This window comes from Rheinheimera sp. (assembly GCF_965283995.1).
GTDB lineage: Bacteria > Pseudomonadota > Gammaproteobacteria > Enterobacterales > Alteromonadaceae > Pararheinheimera.
The window spans coordinates 174984-196022 of record NZ_CBDIQG010000001.1 but is presented as its reverse complement, the minus strand read 5'-3'; the positions used below and the strand labels follow the sequence as shown (position 1 = coordinate 196022).

Here is a 21039-nt window from a genome sequence, read left to right as displayed (position 1 = left end):
AGCCTGACGTCCGGCTGACTTCTACATGACGTTGTGCTGACGTCATATATTTCATTAATTATCATTGAGTTATAAGAATTGACTAGTCGTTCATGGCTTATGCTAGGATGTGTCCTCTTGTTCTGGCTCACTTTTCACAACAACTTTCATTTTGGAAAGCGCAACCATGGCGGCACAATATTGGGTCGGTGATTTTTTTATCGATTTAACCCGCAATCAAATCACCAAAAAAAAGCAAGCTCAGACTATTCCGCCGAAAGCCTTGGCGGTATTGACCTATCTTGCTAAAAACGCCAATAGCGTCGTGAGTCACCATCAGCTATTAGCAGAAGTATGGCCAGACACTATTGTCACCCCCAATACCCTGCAACGAAGCATCGCCCAATTAAGAAAAGTTCTGGAAGAAGACCGTGAACATCAGTCTTATATTAAAACCCATGCCAAACAGGGATATAGCCTGGAGGTTGAGGTTCGGTGGCAGGATAAAACCGAGTCTGGACCGCTCATAGGCGAGGTGACCTTCGCAAAAACAGCAAATAACCTGTCGCTAACCAATGACTCAGTAAGTGGTGAGTATCAAGCAGCTGTAGTCACCCGGACCGCTCCTGACAACAGCGTTCCTGATCATATCGTTTTTCATAATACCAAGCCTGATAACTTCAATATTGATAACACCAATATCAAGCACACCTGGAACACAATATCGGCGAGTGCCACTTTAAGGTTCATCGGTATTTTTGCTGGCGTTATTATTCTCGGTATTCTTGGCATGATCGGTGTTACCTACATGTCACCGATACAACCGTATCAATTGTCCTTTGGCGAGTTACGCTCATTAACTGCCACTGACAATAAAGAACATAGCGCTATCTATTCGCCTGACGGTGAATACATTGTTTTCCAGCGCTATTCAGAGGACGTTTGTACCATTGGCCATCTCTTTGCAAAAAACACCAAAACCCAGCAAGAAATCCAACTCACTGCAAACCGGGGTTCCTTCGGCAGCCATAGTTTTTCTAAAGATGGTAAAAAACTAGTCTTTATTGAAACTGCCAATTGCAACAAACCAATCACTCAGAAAGATTGCTATACACTAATGAGCCTGGATTTTGAAAAAGCACTTGCAGCGCCCCAAGCTCCGAGCATTTTAATGGAGTGTAAAAATTCAAAAATTGCCAGTGCGGTGTGGCTTAACAATAATAACGTATTGATGTTTCAGCAATTTTCTGACGGTAGAAAATTAGCCAGCTATTCGATAGCGGACAATAAAAGCACGGTTATTTACTCGCTGGAAAAGGGTAGCTTGGTTAGCCTTGCCTATTCAGACAGAGACGATCTTATCGCCTTGACCAGTATCCACCAGGATGGTCAGAGTTATATTGAACTACTCAGACCTGATGGCCAGGTTATATCCAGCCATCGCATCAAATATCCACCAGAGATATCGAATTTAAGGTTTATCTATCCAAAGTTTACGGCACCAAGTGGACAACTTATTTTTAGCACCGGCAGACAACTCTTCACGCTTTTTTATGAGGGGGAAATAACCAATATTAGTTTTCCGCTAGTGCAACCAATCCACGAGCCGACATTTCATCCTGAAGGTAAACGAATGCTGGTGACACAAGGAAACTGGGATAGTGATATCGTGACTATCTCGTTGTCACCAATAAAAAGCTCTTCATTAGCGCAGTCTCAAACAGAGCAAACACAAACAACAGGCAATAATACCGACCCAACTCTGGAGTTCAGCGTAAAAGAACGCTCAACACTGAAAGAAGACGATGCCATTTTTCAGCCACATGGTGATTTAATCGCTTTTAGATCGGGACGTTCCGGCAACGACCAAATTTGGCTCACCGATAGCAATGGCGCCCGGCAACTCTCCCATTTTCCGATAGATACCTACATTCATGGTATGAATTGGGCTGCGGATGGCCGCAGCATATTGGCCAATGTTAATAATGTACTCACCAGGATAGACCTGAATTCAAGCCAGACAACCTTTCCATTCGCCCACCGTGTCGAGCAACTTCTCCAGTGGAATAGTGAAGATAATTCGGCCCTATTGCTTGCTCTTATTAACGGCACGATAAAGTTTGTTGATTTCAACCTCAATAACTCAACGTTTAAAGTAATATCGGACAAACCAATAAACTGGGCGATTAAAAGTGCAGACGGGCAATTGATTTACACTGATCACATGGACCGCTTTTGGCGCCCTGGCCCTGCCGAAGACCAGCTGATTGAATCACTAGACAGCCAGGGAAGTAACAAACGATTCATCACAAAGGACAATCTCATTTATGGGATCAATGAAAAGTTTCAGCTATGGTCTTATGATCTGAAGAAAGATACATTTCAAATCCTCGGCAAGACACCAAAGACCCTTGATTATTTAACCGATATTCATCAAACCGACATTCTGGCGACCATGCGTATAAGTGCTAAAAAGGAAGTGGCTGAACTTATTTTGGCTGAATAGTAGAAACACCGTATTCAGGCGGCCTAACAATCTCCTTAATTACTGTTAACGAGATAGCGCTTATCAAATTTATTTCATCTAACAAGGCTTTTCAGTTTTTTCTCGAAAAGGTGACTGAATAACGCGACTTCATTTGAAAACTTAAAAATGGGGGAAAGGTCAAAGTTAGTCAATGCTCTTCGATATTAGTATGTGGCTATCTTTCCCAGCACAACTCAAGCTTGAAATTGAAACAGCGGCAGCTATGATATGTACTAAATTACATTGGTGCATTAGTCCAAATAAGAATAATGCTTAGATTTCATAGACAATTCGTACGAAACTATTTGTAGAAGGATTCACCATTTGAACGTTCAAATGTTGCCAACATACAAAACAACCCACTTTGAAAATGCAAAAGATTTTATTCTCTATTTGTCTCCTCTACACAACGAATTCCAAAGCAGCAATATCGTTTATCGCGGACAAGCAGATGCAAGCTGGAGTTTAACTCCTACCATCTTTCGGAGGGGAGAACCTAATAGCTATCCTCACCACCCAGTAGGGTACAATTTTCCCGAAGGCCCAGATCAAGAATGGGATTGGGTAATATCAGAGGTAGAGCTAGTTTTTGTCTTACTGTAACGAGGCTGGTGTTGATGTCCCTGCTAACACTTCAGCACTGTATAAAAAACTTCATGATTTGAAGCAAGGTGATAGAAACATCAATTACCAAAAGCTTTTAAACTGGCCAGATAATGATGTGTTAGACGTTTTAGGATTTGCTCAGCACTATAGCTTGCCCACAAGAATGCTAGATTGGACAAAGCATTCTCTAAAGGCCGAATATTTCGCATTAGATGGTATGAATAGCCCTTCGAGAATCTTTGGCGATGAGCGGTTAGCTGTATGGGTTTTAGATTGTGATCCGTTAAATGATATAAGCTACGAATCTCATACGGTAAGAGTCGTTGATGTTCCTTCAACATTAAACAGAAATATTGTTGCCCAATCAGGTCGTTTTACAGTGGTATCAGGAACCGATATTGCCAAAGACTTAGATTACATACTTACTTCTTCAGGCAATTCTGCGGCACTTGAAAAAGTAACCTTACCTTGGTCTCAGAATTACTCACTTGTGCGTTACCTGAACAGCTTTGGGATCAATGAATCAACTATTTATCCTAATGCATATGGAGCAGCAAGGGCGGCGAAAAGAAGCTTTAACATAGAGCAATAGGCGAACCTAAGCTCGCCTAGATTCACCTGTGTTTCACCCAAGTTTCCAACCAAATTTGTCGTGATTAGCAAATGTGGGCGGGTGCAAGACCCGCCCCTACAGTTAAATATCAACCAATAATAAAAAACCCGCCAAACGGCGGGTTTTTTAACTATTTCAGAGTCTTACCTAATGATCAGCACTAAACTAGTTGGTAACTTGAGTTCTATATTTTTCAGTAGCTTACAAACACACCATGTGCAAACCTAGTTGGAAACTTTTCTGATTTTCTCAAAGAAAATTTGAGCAGAAAAAGACAAACTAGTCGTAAACACCCTTGGAAGCCTTACTGCAAAAGGCTTCCAGTTGTGAACTGTGCACGCAATTCTGCTCCAAATTTCTTATAGTATTGAAAATACCAGTTATCGAAGATTTCCTGACATTCGCAATCTGATTCGTGGTTTTCGATATTTTGGCAAAATTCTCTGGATTCGATTTTTGACCATTGATCATTTTCTACTTAGAAAATCCTAGCTTCCGACTCAAACTTACCTTTTTTGATCATCGCGTGGATAATTTGTTCTACATTATTCTTGCCACCGAGCCCTGACTTAAACCTTGCGGGCGGACTTAATGACAATACTCGGTAGAATCTGTTATCTGGCTTACGCATCACTTTTGCACAAAGCAGATCAAATTCTCTGTCGTTCGGACAACATGCAATGATTGGCCTAAATCCATTTTCCAAGAATCGCTCAATCTCCTCATCGCGTAGACTAAAAGTCTTGAAAGGGAATCGCAGGGGAACATCCAAGTCAATGACGAGGTCTACATACAATCGAAACGAGGTATTATTCGTCATTGTGTCTGGCATTTTTATGCATGATGAAAAATCTATTTCTTTGAACCAAATATCATGATAGAAATTGCCTCTCCAAAAATGGGTATACTTTCAATTAACGCTCTCGACGATTTATAAATACGCTCTTTCAATGAATCAACCCGATTTTTCTCGTCGTCAAATTTAGCTAAATATTTTAGGTCATACATAACGGCCATATCAATAGAGTAGGTCCATTTATTAAGTTCTTTACGATCTTGATATGGTAACAATTTTTCATTAATAAACTTTTCAAAATCATCAGGCGACCATCCTAAACCTTCGAAGCCGATTATTAACTGATTGAGCTTTATTTTTGTAATATACTCTCTTGTAAAACCAGTATTCATATGCATCAAGTTAAAAAGATCATCATTTTCACCTAGGCAAACTGTGCAATCGAAGATGAAACGACCGATTCTAAACCATGAAACATGGCTTTCACTATAAGAATAGATAATCTCTTCTATGAAATTTGTTCTTTTAACATCATCAATGATGCCAACAACACTCGCCCTTGAGCTTCCAGCTTTGCTTAAAAAATAATCAAATAAACTATTATTTTCTATAAAAATTGTTCTGCTAACAATTTTAGTATCGATTGCATTAAATGGATATATTTCAGATTCAAATGGGTGAAGTCTAAACCTTAACCAATATGCGTACCTGAAACCATTCTCCAGACATTCTTTAAAACTAATATTACTATCAATGATTCCTCCTCTACCTAGAAACTTACTCAATTTCTCGAATATCTTCATAAAATTATTCCAATTCATAACGCTTTGTTAATAGGCTGTCATAGCATAGGCAGTAAAGAACAATACAACCATGAATAACTGGACTTCCCCCAATCTCATAGACACTTATTTACATTTAGAATCTAATTCAGGATCTGAATCGTCTTCGCCAAGAGCATGTAAACACATGGGATATTTTTTAAGCTCACGTAAATAGGAATCTATAGATGTATATCCAAGTGAGATAGGATCCCACTCGATAAGAAATCTTATTTCTTTTTCTGTTTTTTCTACATATTCAGACTTCATTGTAGGTTTTGTTATGCCATGCAATTCATATGTTAAAGACAAAATGCCTCTGGACTGGAACTCAGGGAAAACTGGCTGGACGTTTGAAGAAATCCCATTCGCTCGAACAGGCGGTGCCAATAATTCAGACCAGTGCTTCCTGAAATGTACCGGTTCTATATAATCACTTTGTTTTCTCAGATGCATCGTTAGCGCTTTCCACTGCGAAATCCGAGCATTTATTTCAAGAGACAGCATATCTTCTTGAGCCATTTGAAACTGGGACTGCTTAATATTGTTGTTCACCAAAGAATACACCCCTGTAACAACGCTGACAGAAACTGTACTAAGCAACCAAAGTCCTAACCCTGAGTTGAAAAAACCTAATATCGTATTGTATTTAGAGCGCGGTAACTCGAGATTTTTCCTTATCTCATGTCGAAAAATCTCTTCTTCTCGAACTCTATTTTGTTCGACCAAATCCATACACCCACCTTTTAAGGTTGCGATATAAAAATAAAAAAACAACTTCCAAAAAATTCAAGAATGAGTTTGATATTCAGATTGTGCACATAGGGCAGTATTAGAAAATACAAAAGAATTACTTGTATGCCTTAAACATGTCCATTTTCTCGCCAAACCAGTCCATCAGTTCAATGTTTAAATAAAAACTGTTATCTCCACCGCCCCGGTTGGCAAAACCAAAACTAAAGGAATTGTTTACATGAAAAGTTAGGCCGTGCCCCACAGATTTTCCAGTTGCTCGGTCTGCATAAACACTAGTCACCGAAATACCAAATGGTACTTTTAGATCCCACGCATTAAATCCTACCCATTCTAGCGCCAAAGCGGGTTCATCTTTGTCCCCTTTATTTGCATCCGAAAGGTGTTCCATAACCAGCGATGGTCTTAATGCGAATAACTGCAATGGAGGAGGTGTTATCAAATCGTCAGCACGGGAAAAGTGCTCCCGGTAAACCCATGAAGTAAAAGCAACATCAATAAAAGTTTGAAAGCGGGAACTATCAGAAAACTTGTCCCATTTCGCCTCTTGAAATGCTACATACGCATTGTGCTTTTGGGCACCATTTAGACGTTGGAATACAGACAATTTTCTATTAATCTTATTGAATGCGTTGAAAACCTCCACACAGTCCTCAGCCCCAGCAAAACGATTAACACATTCTGCGTTTTGTTCAGCACTAAGTATGAATCGTTCTTCTTTCTTTCTTGGAAGGCCAGTGGGAGTCGAAATAAAATAAGCTCTATTAAAATCACTCCACACTGAATCAAAGTGAGCTGGCTGTGGGACACCTCTGACTATTGGTAAGGTAGATTCGGATAGCCAAGCAATGTAACTCGCTTGTAAAACTCCGAAATGACCTTGATCCTTTTCTAGAAAAGCAGTATTCAACTGACTTAGATTTTTTTGTAAAATCTCAGTTAGTACGTCAGCTGGCCAATAATCATCAACATTAGGTGTCTCAGTTTTTTCATCGTAGATAGCACGACATGCAACTAGTGCCTTCTGAGTGATAAATTCGTCATACTCACTAAACCACTTATCAAAATTAAGCCCATTTGAAATCAACCTGTCAAAATCACATTTATTTGCAATATATGACGTGGCAAAGTCAAAATCAGTAGGTTCGTCTTGCTGAGCAAAAGCTACTTGAGATAAAAAAAATAACGAGAATATTACTAGTAATTTATTTTTCATGGCTAAGACTTCCTTTTATATTTTCAATTCATCCCTTAAATCGTCAATAAGTTTATAAATCTCTGTTAACGTATCAAGTCTTGCTTTCATCCCGCCTACGCCATTTGACGTACTTTCTAGGCCTTCCAATTTCGCTCTTATAGTTTTGAAACTTCCTGAGATTGCCCCTGTAAACGTAGTTTTACGATAATTAGCATGCGCAAGCTTGAAATCATTGAGATTGATATTAATAACACCATTGCTTGCCAAAAACCGTCCTCCAACTTCAGGGTCTGCAAAATACTCCCGAAGATCATGCGGATTAAACCTCATGGTTTCATTTACTGAGTAAATTTTTCTAAGGTCTCGAAAGTGTTTGGTGTTAATCAAGGAGCCTTCATTGGGAGTTCTAGCGTACCGTTTAAACCAACAGAAAGGATCAAATTCATTGTATACAGGATAGAATTCTTTACAGACGCCCGGCTTACTGACGCTATGGTCCGTCACAATAGAAGTTGTCGGATCGTCCATTCCCGTAACCATTTGTGTAAGTCTTGAGACTGTAGCTACTGACCACAATTGATCCAGACCAAAACTAATCGGATCAAGTCGTTTCGTATATAGCTGTGTCAAGCAATCATGAATAAATGCCGTACCCAGCGAATGGGCAACAATTACCAAGCGAGGTCCATTGAGGTCATTTATCGTAGCTTCAATTTCATCACCAATTGCTTTATGCAGCTTGATTAGTTGATGGCTTCGCAAAGCTCCAGTCAGGTAGAAGAGGACATCGAGGACATGAGTGTATAAAAATTCATCGCCGTCAAATTCAGCGGTCAGATTTAAAATTTTTTGAATAAGGTTTGGTGTTAGCGAAAGAGATTCTTTAATATCTCCTTGCAGGTACTTAGCAAACTCCCCGCGTTTATTGTCCCAATATTCTGAGTAATTGAATGTTTTCAGTGTAAAAGCGTCATTTACATCAAAATTTTTATGCCCAAAGAACTCCATGCATTGCTTGAGACCTACTGTGAAGTCCTCTTTGACAGAAGTGTCGGTATGCGTTCCCATACCATGAATAAGCAAGACCACTGGTTTGTTTGCCATAATTAGATTTTCCTTTGTTATGTGCAATCAAAGGAAACAACATCATATCCATATGAACACCAGCACAATTGTCATGCATGAAGTTATTTTTGCTCACGAGTTACCGCGCAACCTAATTTGGTTTTAAGAATTAATATTTGCCTGTGTGGGAGGTTGCTGTGGCAACGTACCTGTCTTCTTCGTATCGTCCAACGAACCCAATCTGTCTAAATCCTTCTTGAACTTGAATGAGTTCGAAATTAAATCAATCAACTTGTAGTACCCTTGAGACCCGCCTGCGATTATCCAACCTGTAACCACAATATCCGTAGCATCAAAAAATGCCCGATGATATTCACTGCTAATAAGCTCATCAACGCTTAACCCTTCCAGCAGCCTAAAGAAACCTGTACAGGCCAACAGACAACCAAACACCAACGAAAGAGTTAGAACTAATCGACCTGTTTCAGCTTTGTAGCCTAGATACAACTCCTCCCAAGCCTGCTTCTTGTCAGGCTGACTTAAGGACATCCGTAATTCGATAACAGCGCCAGTGTTACGCCTATAAGTTTGCGTAACCAACTCCATAATTCGTTCATTGAATGCAACCACAACACCGAGTGCGATTAAAACCCCGGCAAAACCTTCTCCGCCAAAAACTTCGAAATCAATATGCAGAGATGTGAAGCCATAGTAACTAGCCAACAATCCAACAACAAAGAATATAGCTGTAGCGAACGCTGCGGTGTTCCGATAGCCTAAATAGTTAATGTTTAGGAGTTTCTCATCATTCATTGTCGCTATCCTTTTCGCAGGTGGCATTTGCTGTGATATGAAAATCTTTCCCATTTAAGATTGGTTGATTCAAGCTCTTTTAACTTATCAATAACTGGTTCATATATGGATTCTTTTTGTAGTTCAAGCGTTTGTATGAGTTGCGCAATACTTCTGCGCGAGCTCTCTAAACTTGCAACGTCAGATTCATCTGTATTACGCATTATCCACGCATCGTAACTACTATTACCTAGAATCAATTTCCACATATAGTCTGGTGTTCTAGTGATGCCATGACTAGCAACAAAATAGTCATCATCAGTTTTTGAACCTAAAATTACACCAGATAGAATCGTAAGAGGAGCGTGACTTTCCCGGTAACACTCGACGAGAGTTTCCGTCATTTTCCATGCGCCAGTTTGGTTAAATTTACTTGCTTGAGGAACCATATTGGTCATAGCATTAGTTTTCAGGGCTATGCTCAAATCATCGTCAAAATGGTCAATAGCGCTCAAATGCCCAACGTCGTAACCTTTGTGCTTAGTTGCATACGTCTTGCTTGAGGTTTGCTGACACCCTGTCGGAATTGCCTTTTCGTCCAGAAAGTAAGCACGTCTGCTGGTATTTAGCTTCCCAGTATCGACTCCTAAAGAAGGAATCAGAGACAAAACAGCAAGACGGTCTCGGCACGATAGCCACACTTGAAATGCACCATAGTCGCATTTTGCAACGTTTTGTGTGCTAGGTAAAAATTGACAGGCATGTACTGGGTCATATCGAATGCAAAGCATCAAAAGAACTAAGTTAGCGAAATTCCTTTTCATCAGCTCGTACTTGAGTGATTTTATTTTAGATTAAGGATGACTATGAACAACAATTTGTCAAATTCATAGCACCTTTTTTTATTTCACTCGGTCTCATTCTGCTGGACAGTGACCAACAGCCGACTCGCTGGTTTGGATAATTGTCGCTTTGAGCGAGAAGCAGACATTAACATCTCATGATGTAGCACTTAAAGTATATTGGCATGCTCAGGATCTGATGATTAAGTAGCTCCCCTTTGACATACTCCATTTTCTAGTATTTCGATCCAGATCCGAAGCGTATTGTTTGTGTGCTCGTCTGCTTCCGGTAGTGAGCCTCCAAACAGAGTTCTCATGCCTTCAATCGTTTTTGCCAAGAACACCATAGCATAACGCGCCGGCAGCGATAACAGGACAAGACTAGACGAATCGCCAGTACAGAAATTCATTGACTGGTGAATTGAAAAAGGATGAGTATGGACATGGGAAGATAAAAACATCTTTGCATTAATATAGTACTCATAGCTGATTTTTGACGCTTTACATCGGGCTTCTAAGGGGATGATAAAATCAGGCGTTTCACATGAACGAATTTTCCCAACCACACTAGTATGTAACATCGCCACAAGGGGCTCACTCAGTAATTCTAAACGCAACTGGGCCTCCTCCGCTTCAATCTGCTGAACGTGTGGAGAAGTTGAGCCAATTAGATGAAGCATTTTCACTCTACGCTCCGTATCATGGAGCTCCCAAAGCTTAATACGTAAGCTCACAATTTCTATATTATCTGGATGCAAAGCTATATAAGCCAAAGCATCGTAGGCTTCAATTACAGCTCTTGCAATACAACACGCTGAAGCCAAGTCCCATAGGACTGAATCATTATTGGCAGTAACTGCAAGACCAGATGGCAACAATCTATGGAGAGTGATACATTGCGAAAGTATTTTTGAGAAGATTGCAGCCGCATACCACTCTCGTTCACTCGAAACTGCTTTACTGCCTACAAAATTTGAAATTGCATGCGCGTAATGTATGAGAGCACTCAAATCTTCAATTGTTTCACGATAGTCTTTATCAATTCTATCTGGATTTTTCACGATACGCATTTAGCCTGTTACAGAGGGAGTTAAGCCGCCGCACTTAGCTCGGTCGGCTTGAATGATTGGTTAGATCTCTAGAATTTATATTCTTTTGTACCCAAGCCCCAAAGACTATCAATTGTCTTAAGGTAATTTAATACTTTAGGCTCGTTATCTTGAATAATACTAATATTAAAACACTGATGTGTCGAACCCAAAGAGCGATCAAAACAACCTATCTCAGAACCCCATGGATCAGCTAATGATTGAGCAATATCCTCAATTGCCTTGGCATATGAATTAATATTTGATTCAGATCCATGAAAGTAGAACTTTGCAGCGACTACAACAGAAAGAAAACCCTTTCGTTCGCCAATAAACTGAACAGGAGATAGAAGTCCTGCCATATAGATTTTTTCGACAGCCTCCAAGACTCTAGTGTCATGATCTTCATCCCAAATAATAGCAAAATCATGAACTTGGGGTAACTCAAGGGGGGTTCTGGTGACATCCATCCATTCAACAGAGCGTAGTACGGAATAGTGTGAACCCCGACCAATATTGCCGACAGGTCGTTGCTCATCATGGATTGTGGTAAATAGAGTGGAATATAAAGTACCATTGGACATAAATTTCTCCAGTTTCTGTGGTGAATCGTAGTTTCATCTACTGCGGATATGCTTTCGGCAAATCCGCAATTCACTTTCTATGGTATTTTAAACGCTGACTTATTACAAGAAATCAAATGACCCGTTTTTAAAGGTAGTCTAAGCACGAGTCGAACATCTTTACGCCTTCTCTCGCGAACTAAGCCCATATGAAACTAACGCTTATGAACCTCCATTTCAAAAATATTTTCTGAAATCTAAAATTTTAGAGATGGTTATCGCAGTGTGCTAAGCAATTGATTTTAATTGTACTAAACCAATAATGCGTTTGACGGAAAATTCCTTTTCTAAGTTTGAAGTGACTCCTGTCACCGGCAACCTCGACATTACAAGATTCGGCAAGGCTATGTTTCACAGATATTAAGTTGTTCTTAAATTTGCTCAGGCTTGACACATGAGGATTCATGAGATTTTAAAGGAAGTAACAACTAGACAATCACAACAACTTGTATGTCTGCTGCTAGTGCACACCTGCTCTTAGGTAGAAATGGTAATTTGGCTGCAACGTGCTTTCAGCAGGATTGCAACCAGTGGTAAGAATCCGCAGCAATTGTGTAATAAATTAAATGCAATTAATAGGAATGCCCCCTATCTCTATGTTACTAAAGTAAGTTTTTTAAATAACAGTGAGTGTTGGTTTTTGACTTTCGCCGTCTTGAATAACTTGCTGAAGTTCAAGCTTTTCAGCAAGATCCTCTAGCAAAAATTTATAGTGTTTAACAAGCTTGAATTCTGCATAGCCATTTCCTTGCTTCCACCACTGATAACCAATACTACAGCCTGCGCATGATTCAACCTGTCCGTTAACAGGTTTGGCCAGTAAATAAACTTTTGTTTTGCTATTTGGGGTTTCTCTCCATGCCCAAATATAAAGGCGAGAGGAAAAACTTGTTGTGACAGTTTGATTAGAGTAAGAAGTTGAATTCCCATAAACGGATTTCGTGCCTGAAATGGCAAAAAATGATTCGACATTTGGCACAGAGATTGTTGTATTGAAATTACCTTGGGGTATTTCAACACGCAAGAACCAAGATTCAGCAGCGTTTGATGTAACACTTTTCATAAAAGTGCAGCTTAATTTCACACCGTACTTGTCGTATATCCCCTGACGATCAAGTTTGTTATAAGTGGAAAAATTGTTTTGTTGATAGCTCAGGAACTCTGAAGCAAACACTTCTTGCTGAGCTTGCCAACACTCTTTGTAGTTTTCTGATTTTTCGAAGAAAAAGTCCAGTTTCTGGCGATCCAGCATCAGGTTGTTTTGAGCTTTAAATGAGTCACCGAGAGCGTAGATTAGGGATTTAGGGGTAATATCAAGCTCAACAATTGCCTCATCAACGGACATATGACTTAGGTTATCGTACTTAAAGTCAACTTTTACAAAATTATTACTTTGGCAACCACTCAGAGTGGACATGATGGTAATCAATGCGACAGACATGACACCAACATTGATTAAATTTCTAATTTCCAACTTTAAACTCCCTTTTTTTCATTAGGTTACCAAATATTTTTCTGAAAACCAGCAGGTTTCAGCTCTACTGCACACATCCCGCCGTTTTTGCTGCCGATGAGTCCCAGCGCAGCCTGCTTCTGACGGTACTTTTTAAGCCGTCTTGGTTCATTCGACTCTGTCGGCGAAGACGCCTTTGATGACTTTGCTGGCCACGTAATTTTGATTCACTTATCGATGCAAAAGTAACACTACTTATCACAACAGCTGTTGGCCGTTGATGAATGCATGCAATTCGTTTGAATCTTGCAGAGAGTAGCTTCTTATTCCTTGTGATCAGTTGTCGTTTCATCAACGCCTTCCCGTAGATATTTTGAGAACAATATATTTACTCACTGCCGATATTCCCGGATTGCCTTATTTTTTCTTGAGCCAATGCCATGGTCTTGGGCAGTTTATCTGCGTATTTAAGAAGCCAGCCATGCGCACCAAGCTGACGGTCGAGAGCTGATAATGAAGCCGCAGGTGGGATCATATTGCGCATTTTGATGGCTAGGATGCTGTCTCTTGCAGCCCAGTCCAGTGACGGATGGTACAAAAAGCTCTGAGCTGGTGGCAGGTGTTCATAGAGCCAGTCTTTGTCATTTTTGTACAGCCACATGTAGCTACTACATGTATTTTTAAGCTCGCCACGGGTAAGCTCAGGCTGTGATTGCATACGCTCTAACAACAGTTTCCTGTTTTCGGCTTTTCGCTGGCACATCAGTAAATGATGCCGCCACTCTGATAGTCCTTTGTGGCTCTGGATAATCTGTTCGACAGCGCCAAGGCTTACGTTGTGAAGCTTTGCGATGTCAGCCCGGTGCATGCCCAAAAAAGCTTTCCTCCAAATATCACGCTCGATGTCTTTAGTTATTTTCTTTCGACGCCGCCCAATACTGACGTTGTTTCGCAGGGCAATAGTCTTAACTGTACCAACTGCATACCCGGTTTCATTACTCACTTGCCTCATAGATAAGCCTGCATCCAGCAGAGCCAAAACCTTGCCCTCGTTAGTTTCCTGATTTGGTAAGCCACGACCACAGCCTGAGAAGCCAGAGATTGTTCAAACTCAAAAAAAGCCTTTGGTGATGGGCAGAGTGGACTTCCCCTAATCTCATAGACACTCATTAACCTCGTTGAGATTAGCTTTTTCCTCATAATCTGCCGGTGATAACTATCCTAAATGACTGTGTCTGCGCCGACGGTTATAAAATACCTCGATGTACTCAAAAATGTCACTACGCGCTTCTTCACGGTTGTTATAAATCCTTCGTTTAATCTGTTCTTTTTTCAGTGAACTGAAGAAGGATTCGGCAACCGCATTATCCCAACAGTTACCGCGCCGACTCATGCTGGCTGAGAGTTTGTGTGTATCCAGAAATCGTTTCCATTCATCGCTACTGAACTGGGAGCCTTGGTCAGAATGTATGATGACTGGTTGTTTCAGTTTCCTGCGCCAGACAGCCATTAAAAGCGCATCAAGCACAATTTCTTTCGCCAGCGTGGCTTTCATTGACCACCCAATGACACGGCGGGAGTACAGGTCTATCACTACGGCAAGGTATAAAAAACCCTCGTAGGTCCTGATATAGGTGATATCAGTTACCCAGGCTTTATTTGGCTCGTTATAAGTAAATTCACGCTGTAACTGGTTCTTTGCCGGTACAGCGGGTTTACCCGCACGGTAACGTGGCGTTTTATATCCACGAATAGCTTTGAGGCCAGCCAGATTCATCAAACGAGCTACGCGGTTCTCCGAGCAGGTTTCACCGGCTTCACGTAAATCGACATGGATACGAGGGCTGCCATAAATGCCGCCGCTTTCAAGCCATGACTCTTTAATCAGTGCCGTTAAACGGTGGTTCTCACGTGCTCTGTTTGATTCAGGCTGCTTCAGCCACTGATAATAGCCGCTGTGATGGACCCGCAGCATGGTACACATCAACCGCACAGGATGGCAGTTCTGGTTGTCGCGGACAAAGGCATACCTTAACTGAACTGCTTGGCAAAGTATGCGGCGGCCTTTTTTAGGATGTCCCGCTCTTCTTCAGCCCGTTTTAAAGCGGCTTTTAGTCTGGCATTTTCAGCTGCTAAATCCTGCTGCTGCGTTACTGCTGGATCTGGATTAGTGGCCTGATTGTGTTCCTTGAGCCACTTATAAAGGCTGTTGTCCGATACGCCTAAGGGCTCAGATACATCTTTAACAGAATACCCACGCTCTGTGATTTGTTTGATGGCTTCTGCTTTGAATTCTGGTGTAAAACGTTGCTTGGACATGGTGCCCTCCTAAAGTTGTATTTTAACCTAAGGAGTGTCTAGTGTTTTAGGGGAAGTCCACTACTTGAGCTGCTATCGGAGCACAAAATGCACCTCGATTTGAGTAACATGTTGCCATCTCAAGCAACCACTGATATTGAGAACATAGCTTCGACCTACCAAAATTGCTGCCGAGGCTTGCTCTGGTTTATGTGGATACGTGAATTGGATACCAACAGAACCTCGGTCAACATACTTCAGGCCGGAGCACAGATGCTCGCCAGTTATGATTGTGTTACTGCATCTTTAAGATTCGGTCTCTACTGCTCACGCTATTTCTCGAAGCATGGCAGCGTGTTGAGTGATGATGCCGCTCTTTATTACTTGAGACTAAGCTTTTCGACCTTGGAGCACAGCTCTGACGCTGTAATAGAGTGGGTGCGTAAAGCAGAGGGCTTTGATTTTCCGGATGGCTTAAAGGAAGAGTTCTGGATTCAGGCATGTACGGCATATGCACAACATGAGTACGACAACGACCCAGACCACTTTGACTCAACCATAGAATTTGCGATGAGCTTTTTACTAAACGACCGGGCGTGAATTAGACCAAAAAAAGCAGAGGCGAACCTAAGCTCGCCTCGTTTTAAAGAAAATTAGCCAAATATCCGGCTTAAAATGAAAAAGACGAGCTCTAGGCTCGTCTTTTGTATCTAATTAACCATCTTAATTAAGATAACCAACTTAATTAAAACGTTAACCAACTTAATTACACGATCCCAAAAAACTTTTACTCGCGGTAATCTTCCGGGCTCGGACAGGCACACATCAGATTCCGGTCGCCGTAGACGTCGTCGATGCGCGTTACTGTTGGCCAGAACTTGTTGTCGGCAACGTACTGCGTTGGGAACGCGGCGTATTGACGGTCGTAAGCGCGGTCCCAGCCGGCGTCGAAAATGTCGGCCATGGTGTGTGGCGCGAAGTGCAGCGGGCTGTTGTCCGCGGTCCATTCGCCGGCTTCTACTTTGGCAATTTCAGCGCGGATAGAAGTCATGGCTTCGATGAACTTGTCCAGCTCAGCTTTTGATTCTGATTCGGTTGGTTCAATCATCAGCGTACCAGCAACCGGGAATGACATCGTTGGTGCGTGGAAACCGTAGTCCATCAGACGCTTGGCGATATCCATTTCGGTGACGCCAGTGGCTTCTTTCAGTGGACGCATGTCGATAATACATTCGTGCGCGACGCGGCCGTTGGTGCCTTTGTACAGCACCGGGAACATCGGGTCGAGCTTGGCTGCCATGTAGTTCGCGTTCAGGATCGCCATTTCGGTTGCCTGACGTAAGCCATCGCCGCCCATCATTTTGATGTACATCCAGCTGATTGGCAGAATGCCGGCGCTACCAAATGGTGCGGCAGACACTGCGCCATTGTTCGCGCCGGTGTCTTCGATTTTCACCACAGCGTGGTTTGGCAGGAATGCCGCCAGCTGTTTCTTCACACCGATTGGACCCATGCCTGGGCCGCCACCGCCGTGTGGAATACAGAAGGTTTTGTGCAGGTTTAAGTGCGATACGTCGGCACCGATAAAGCCTGGTGATGTCACACCGACCTGCGCGTTCATGTTGGCGCCGTCCATGTAAACCTGGCCACCATGGGCGTGGATGATGTCACACAGCTCACGGATCGATTCTTCAAATACACCGTGTGTGGACGGGTACGTCACCATGATTGCGGCTAAGCGGTCTGATACGGCTTCGGCTTTGGCTTTTAAATCGGCCATATCGATGTTGCCTGACTTGTCACAGTCAACCAGCACCACTTCGAAGCTCGCCATCGCAGCTGTTGCCGGGTTGGTACCGTGTGCAGACACTGGGATCAAACAGATGTTGCGGTGACCTTCACCACGGCTTTCGTGGTATTTACGGATCGCAATCATACCGGCGTATTCGCCTTGCGCGCCTGAGTTAGGCTGCATCGACATTTGATCATAACCAGTGATGTTGACCAGCCAGTCGGCCAGTTCACCGATCATCTGGTAATAACCTTCCGCCTGATTTTTTGGCACGAACGGGTGCAGTGCACCAAATTCTGGCCAGGTTACCGGGATCATCTCGGCAGTGGCGTTTAACTTCATCGTGCACGAACCTAATGAAATCATTGAGTGGTTCAGTGCTAAGTCTTTGTTTTCCAGCTTTTTGATATAACGCAGCATCTCAGTTTCGCTGTGATACTGGTTAAATACCGGGTGCGTTAAGTACTTAGAAGTACGTACTAAATCAGCCGGAATTGAGTTGGAACCATTGGCAACGATAGCCGCGTCCAGCGCAGCTACATCCAGGCCGTGGCCCGAACCAAAGACGATATCAAACAGCTCAGCGATATCAGCAGCAGTGGTTGCTTCGCTGAAGCTGGTGCCCAAAGTGTCGGCCAGATCAGTACGGAAGTTCACGCCGGCCGCTTCGGCACGGGCGATAACTTCAGCACGGTTTGCCACGCTGAACGTCACTGTATCGAACCAGCTGTTGTGTTTCAGCGCAACGCCTTTAGCCGTTAATCCTGCGGCGAACACGTCGGCAGAGCGGTGAATACGCTCAGCGATGTTTTTCAGGCCAACCGGGCCGTGGTACACGCAGTAGAACGATGCCATGTTGGCCAGTAACACCTGAGCAGTACAGATGTTCGAGTTGGCTTTTTCACGGCGGATGTGTTGTTCCCGCGTTTGCATTGCCATGCGCAGCGCTTGATTGCCACGGCGGTCTTTCGACACACCGATGATGCGGCCTGGCATAGAACGTTTGTAATCATCGCGCGTGGCGAAGAATGCTGAGTGTGGGCCACCAAAAGCCATTGGCACACCAAAACGCTGGGCAGAGCCTAAAACGACGTCTGCGCCTAATTCGCCCGGTGCTTTTAACAGCAGCAGCGCCATTGGGTCAGTAGCTACTGCAACAACGGCTTTTTTCGCTTTTAAATCAGCAATTAACTGCGCGTCGTTACGAACTTCACCTGTGGTAGACGGGTATTGGATTAACGCGCCGAATACGTCGTGGTTCACTGCGTCTGCTGCAGGGCCTACTACAGTGTCAAAACCAAACATCTCGGCACGGGTGCGTACCACGTCGATCGTTTGCGGGTGCACGTCGTCGGCGATGAAATAGGTATTCGATTTGTTTTTGGTGACGCGTTTAGCCAGTGCCATCGCTTCAGCTGCGGCTGTGGCTTCGTCCAGCAGTGACGCTGAAGCCAGTTCCATACCGGTTAAATCTAATGAAACCTGCTGGAAATTCAGTAGTGATTCTAAACGGCCCTGGGCAATTTCTGGCTGGTATGGCGTGTAAGCGGTGTACCAGCCCGGGTTTTCCAGTACGTTACGCAGGATCACGTTTGGCGTGTGCGTCGGGTGGTAACCCATACCGATGTATGATTTGAAGATTTTGTTTTTGCTGGCGACTGCTTTTAAGTAGGACAGCGCTTCCACTTCGTTAACTGCTTCGCCTGTCGCCAGTGGCGTGGTCAGACGGATGCCGGCCGGCACTGTCTGAGCGATCAGCTCTTCAACACTGCTCAGACCTAATTCGGCCAGCATGGCCTGAGTCTGTTCAGCGTCCGGACCAATGTGGCGGGCGATAAATTCTTGGTGATTCGCAAGTTGCGACAGGGTTTTGACTGAAGTGGTCATGCCTGAGATTCCTGATAGTGAACTTAAAAACTGTTTGTACGCTGCCGGCGGCGATTGGGCTACCGGTTGCCGAAATTCAGTATTGGCCAGCACGCTGGCTACAAGGCTGTGCCCGCCGCTAAATCAAAGCCCCGTAAAACGGGGCTTTGCGGCGCTGGCTCTTAGCCTTGCTTATTCTTCGTCGATGGCGTTTTTGTAACCAGCGGCGTCTAACAGACCAGCCACTTCGGCTTCGTCGGACGCTTTGATTTTGAACATCCAGCCATCGGTGTATGGCGCGCTGTTGACCAGCTCTGGTGAATCGGTCAGTGCTTCGTTCACTTCGAGAATTTCACCGGCGATTGGTGCGTAGATGTCAGAGGCGGCTTTGACAGATTCAGCGACTGCAACGTCGTCGCCCTGAGCGACAGAGTCACCCACTTCTGGCAGCTCAACAAATACCATGTCACCCAGCAGGTCCTGAGCGTGCTCAGTAATACCTACGGTGTACACACCGTTGCCTTCACTGCGCAGCCACTCGTGAGAAGATGCATACTTTAATTCGGTAGGGATATTGCTCATTTATTTATTCCTCGGACCTAACTCGACGTTTTTTATTGAGTGTTTGTATAAAAAATTCTGCAAAAGCCAGTTTAGACGACTTTTTTGCCCATGCGGACAAAAGACGGCTTGACGACTTTAACCGGTACTAATTTACCACGGATGTCCACTTCAGCGCTGTCGCCGGTCGAAGCCGGTACACGGGCCATCGCAATAGAATAACCTAAGGTTGGCGAGAAAGTCCCTGAAGTAATTTCACCTTCACCACCTGCTACAACCACGCGTTGACCATGACGTAACACGCCTTTTTGTTCCATCACCAGACCAACCAGCTTGTCGGTACCCGCTGCTTTTTGTTGTTCCAGCACAGCACGGCCGATGAAGTTACGGTCGCTTGGTTCCCAGGCGATAGTCCAGCCCATGTTGGCAGCTAATGGTGATACAGTTTCGTCCATATCTTGGCCATACAGGTTCATGCCCGCTTCTAAACGCAGCGTGTCGCGTGCGCCTAAACCGGCAGGTTTCACGCCCGCATCTAACAGTTTTTGCCAGAAATCAGCCGCTTGCGCTTCTGGTACAGAAATCTCATAACCGTCTTCACCGGTGTAGCCTGTGGTGGCGATAAACAAATCACCGGCTTGCACGCCAAAGAATGGTTTCATGCCAGCTACAGCAGCTTGTTGTTCAGCGGAGAGAATAGTAGCGACTTTTGCTTTAGCGTTCGGGCCTTGTACCGCGATCATCGCGAATTCAGGACGCTCAGTGACGCTAACGTCAAAAGCTTTGGCTTGTGCGTTGATCCAGGCTAAGTCTTTTTCGCGGGTGGCGGAGTTCACCACTAAGCGGAAGAAATCTTCAGTCAGGAAGTAGACGATTAAGTCGTCGATAACGCCACCGGCTTCATTCAGCATGCCGCTGTATAAGGCTTTGCCAGGGACGGTGAGTTTGGCCACGTCATTGGCCAATAAGAAACGCAGGAATTCGCGGGTGCGGGTGCCTTTGAGGTCAACGATGGTCATGTGTGACACGTCGAACATGCCGGCGTCCTGACGCACAGCGTGGTGCTCTTCAATCTGTGAACCGTAGTGCAGTGGCATGTCCCAGCCGTGGAAATCAACCACTTTTGCGCCAGCTTCCAGATGTTTTGCGTATAACACAGTTTGTTGAGCCATCAGTACTTTCCTCTGGTGCCGGTGCATAGCCGGCTGTCTAGGTATCAAACCTGTAAGGGCAGAAAGTGACACAGTAGGTCGGGCGGATGCCGTTATAACCGACTGGCCACCAAAAGATGGCCCGGATTATAACTGATGGGCTCAGCGTCAAATAGCCCCTTTTCGATTAGATTTAATAATCCGAAAACAGGCTT

Annotated in this window: 18 protein-coding genes; 4 read left to right on the top strand and 14 right to left on the bottom strand. The window is 43.7% G+C overall.

Translation table 11 applies throughout. The features are described from left to right. The first annotated feature begins 166 nt into the window (after positions 1-166). The 3 genes from ACQ66Q_RS00915 to ACQ66Q_RS00905 all read left to right on the top strand — a co-directional run bounded on the left by ACQ66Q_RS00915 (position 167) and on the right by ACQ66Q_RS00905 (position 3704). Entirely contained in the window at positions 167-2485 is a 2319-nt protein-coding gene (locus ACQ66Q_RS00915) for a winged helix-turn-helix domain-containing protein (protein WP_430455056.1), read from the top strand. A gap of 345 nt (positions 2486-2830) precedes the next feature. Then, positions 2831-3109, top strand: a complete 279-nt coding sequence (locus ACQ66Q_RS00910) for a hypothetical protein (protein ID WP_430455055.1) — start codon at positions 2831-2833, stop codon at positions 3107-3109. Then, a complete protein-coding gene (locus tag ACQ66Q_RS00905) occupies positions 3096-3704 on the top strand; it encodes an FRG domain-containing protein (RefSeq protein ID WP_430455054.1) in 609 nt (202 codons plus the stop codon). The genes ACQ66Q_RS00910 and ACQ66Q_RS00905 overlap by 14 nt, the downstream gene beginning before the upstream one ends. A gap of 873 nt (positions 3705-4577) precedes the next feature. On the opposite strand, the gene ACQ66Q_RS00900 is transcribed toward ACQ66Q_RS00905, so the two are convergent. From ACQ66Q_RS00900 to ACQ66Q_RS00850, 11 genes are all read right to left on the bottom strand, one after another. Further along, positions 4578-5324: a hypothetical protein gene (locus tag ACQ66Q_RS00900; protein WP_430455053.1), complete on the bottom strand. Its 747-nt coding sequence runs from the start codon at positions 5322-5324 to the stop codon at positions 4578-4580. A gap of 105 nt (positions 5325-5429) precedes the next feature. After that, positions 5430-6077: a hypothetical protein gene (locus tag ACQ66Q_RS00895; protein WP_430455052.1), complete on the bottom strand. Its 648-nt coding sequence runs from the start codon at positions 6075-6077 to the stop codon at positions 5430-5432. A 115-nt stretch (positions 6078-6192) separates the two neighbouring features. Further along, positions 6193-7311 (bottom strand): hypothetical protein, encoded by a 1119-nt coding sequence (locus ACQ66Q_RS00890; protein ID WP_430455051.1) that lies wholly within the window; start codon positions 7309-7311, stop codon positions 6193-6195. Positions 7312-7326: 15 nt separating this feature from the next. Beyond that, a complete protein-coding gene (locus ACQ66Q_RS00885) occupies positions 7327-8397 on the bottom strand; it encodes a hypothetical protein (protein WP_430455050.1) in 1071 nt (356 codons plus the stop codon). A 123-nt stretch (positions 8398-8520) separates the two neighbouring features. Then, a complete protein-coding gene (locus tag ACQ66Q_RS00880; protein ID WP_430455049.1) occupies positions 8521-9171 on the bottom strand; it encodes a hypothetical protein in 651 nt (216 codons plus the stop codon). Between the two features lie 5 nt (positions 9172-9176). Further along, complete coding sequence (locus ACQ66Q_RS00875; RefSeq protein WP_430455048.1) at positions 9177-9974, bottom strand: DNA/RNA non-specific endonuclease; 798 nt, start codon at positions 9972-9974, stop codon at positions 9177-9179. Positions 9975-10195: 221 nt separating this feature from the next. Then, the gene (locus ACQ66Q_RS00870; RefSeq protein WP_430455047.1) at positions 10196-11062 is read right to left on the bottom strand and encodes a hypothetical protein; all 867 of its coding nucleotides are present in this window, start codon (positions 11060-11062) and stop codon (positions 10196-10198) included. A gap of 68 nt (positions 11063-11130) precedes the next feature. Next, the gene (locus tag ACQ66Q_RS00865) at positions 11131-11664 is read right to left on the bottom strand and encodes a hypothetical protein (RefSeq protein WP_430455046.1); all 534 of its coding nucleotides are present in this window, start codon (positions 11662-11664) and stop codon (positions 11131-11133) included. 655 nt (positions 11665-12319) lie between these two features. Continuing rightward, positions 12320-13177 carry a hypothetical protein gene (locus tag ACQ66Q_RS00860; RefSeq protein WP_430455045.1) on the bottom strand — a complete coding sequence of 286 codons (858 nt, stop codon included), beginning with the start codon at positions 13175-13177 and terminating at the stop codon, positions 12320-12322. 367 nt (positions 13178-13544) lie between these two features. Then, complete coding sequence (locus ACQ66Q_RS00855) at positions 13545-14195, bottom strand: TnsD family Tn7-like transposition protein (RefSeq protein ID WP_430455044.1); 651 nt, start codon at positions 14193-14195, stop codon at positions 13545-13547. Positions 14196-14372: 177 nt separating this feature from the next. Then, positions 14373-15475 (bottom strand): IS3 family transposase gene (locus tag ACQ66Q_RS00850; RefSeq protein WP_430455043.1). Its coding sequence is split into 2 segments (ribosomal slippage): positions 14373-15229 and positions 15229-15475, totalling 1104 coding nucleotides; the frame shifts between segments, so codons are not numbered across the junction. An 87-nt stretch (positions 15476-15562) separates the two neighbouring features. Between ACQ66Q_RS00850 and ACQ66Q_RS00845 the strand changes: the two genes are divergently transcribed. Then, complete coding sequence (locus ACQ66Q_RS00845) at positions 15563-16054, top strand: hypothetical protein (protein WP_430455042.1); 492 nt, start codon at positions 15563-15565, stop codon at positions 16052-16054. A gap of 187 nt (positions 16055-16241) precedes the next feature. On the opposite strand, the gene gcvP is transcribed toward ACQ66Q_RS00845, so the two are convergent. The 3 genes from gcvP to gcvT all read right to left on the bottom strand — a co-directional run bounded on the left by gcvP (position 16242) and on the right by gcvT (position 20845). Next, a complete protein-coding gene (gcvP, locus tag ACQ66Q_RS00840; RefSeq protein ID WP_430455041.1) occupies positions 16242-19133 on the bottom strand; it encodes an aminomethyl-transferring glycine dehydrogenase in 2892 nt (963 codons plus the stop codon). Between the two features lie 171 nt (positions 19134-19304). Further along, entirely contained in the window at positions 19305-19694 is a 390-nt protein-coding gene (gene gcvH, locus ACQ66Q_RS00835) for a glycine cleavage system protein GcvH (protein ID WP_430455040.1), read from the bottom strand. 71 nt (positions 19695-19765) lie between these two features. Continuing rightward, the gene (gcvT, locus tag ACQ66Q_RS00830) at positions 19766-20845 is read right to left on the bottom strand and encodes a glycine cleavage system aminomethyltransferase GcvT (protein WP_430455039.1); all 1080 of its coding nucleotides are present in this window, start codon (positions 20843-20845) and stop codon (positions 19766-19768) included. Between the last annotated feature and the right edge of the window lie 194 nt (positions 20846-21039).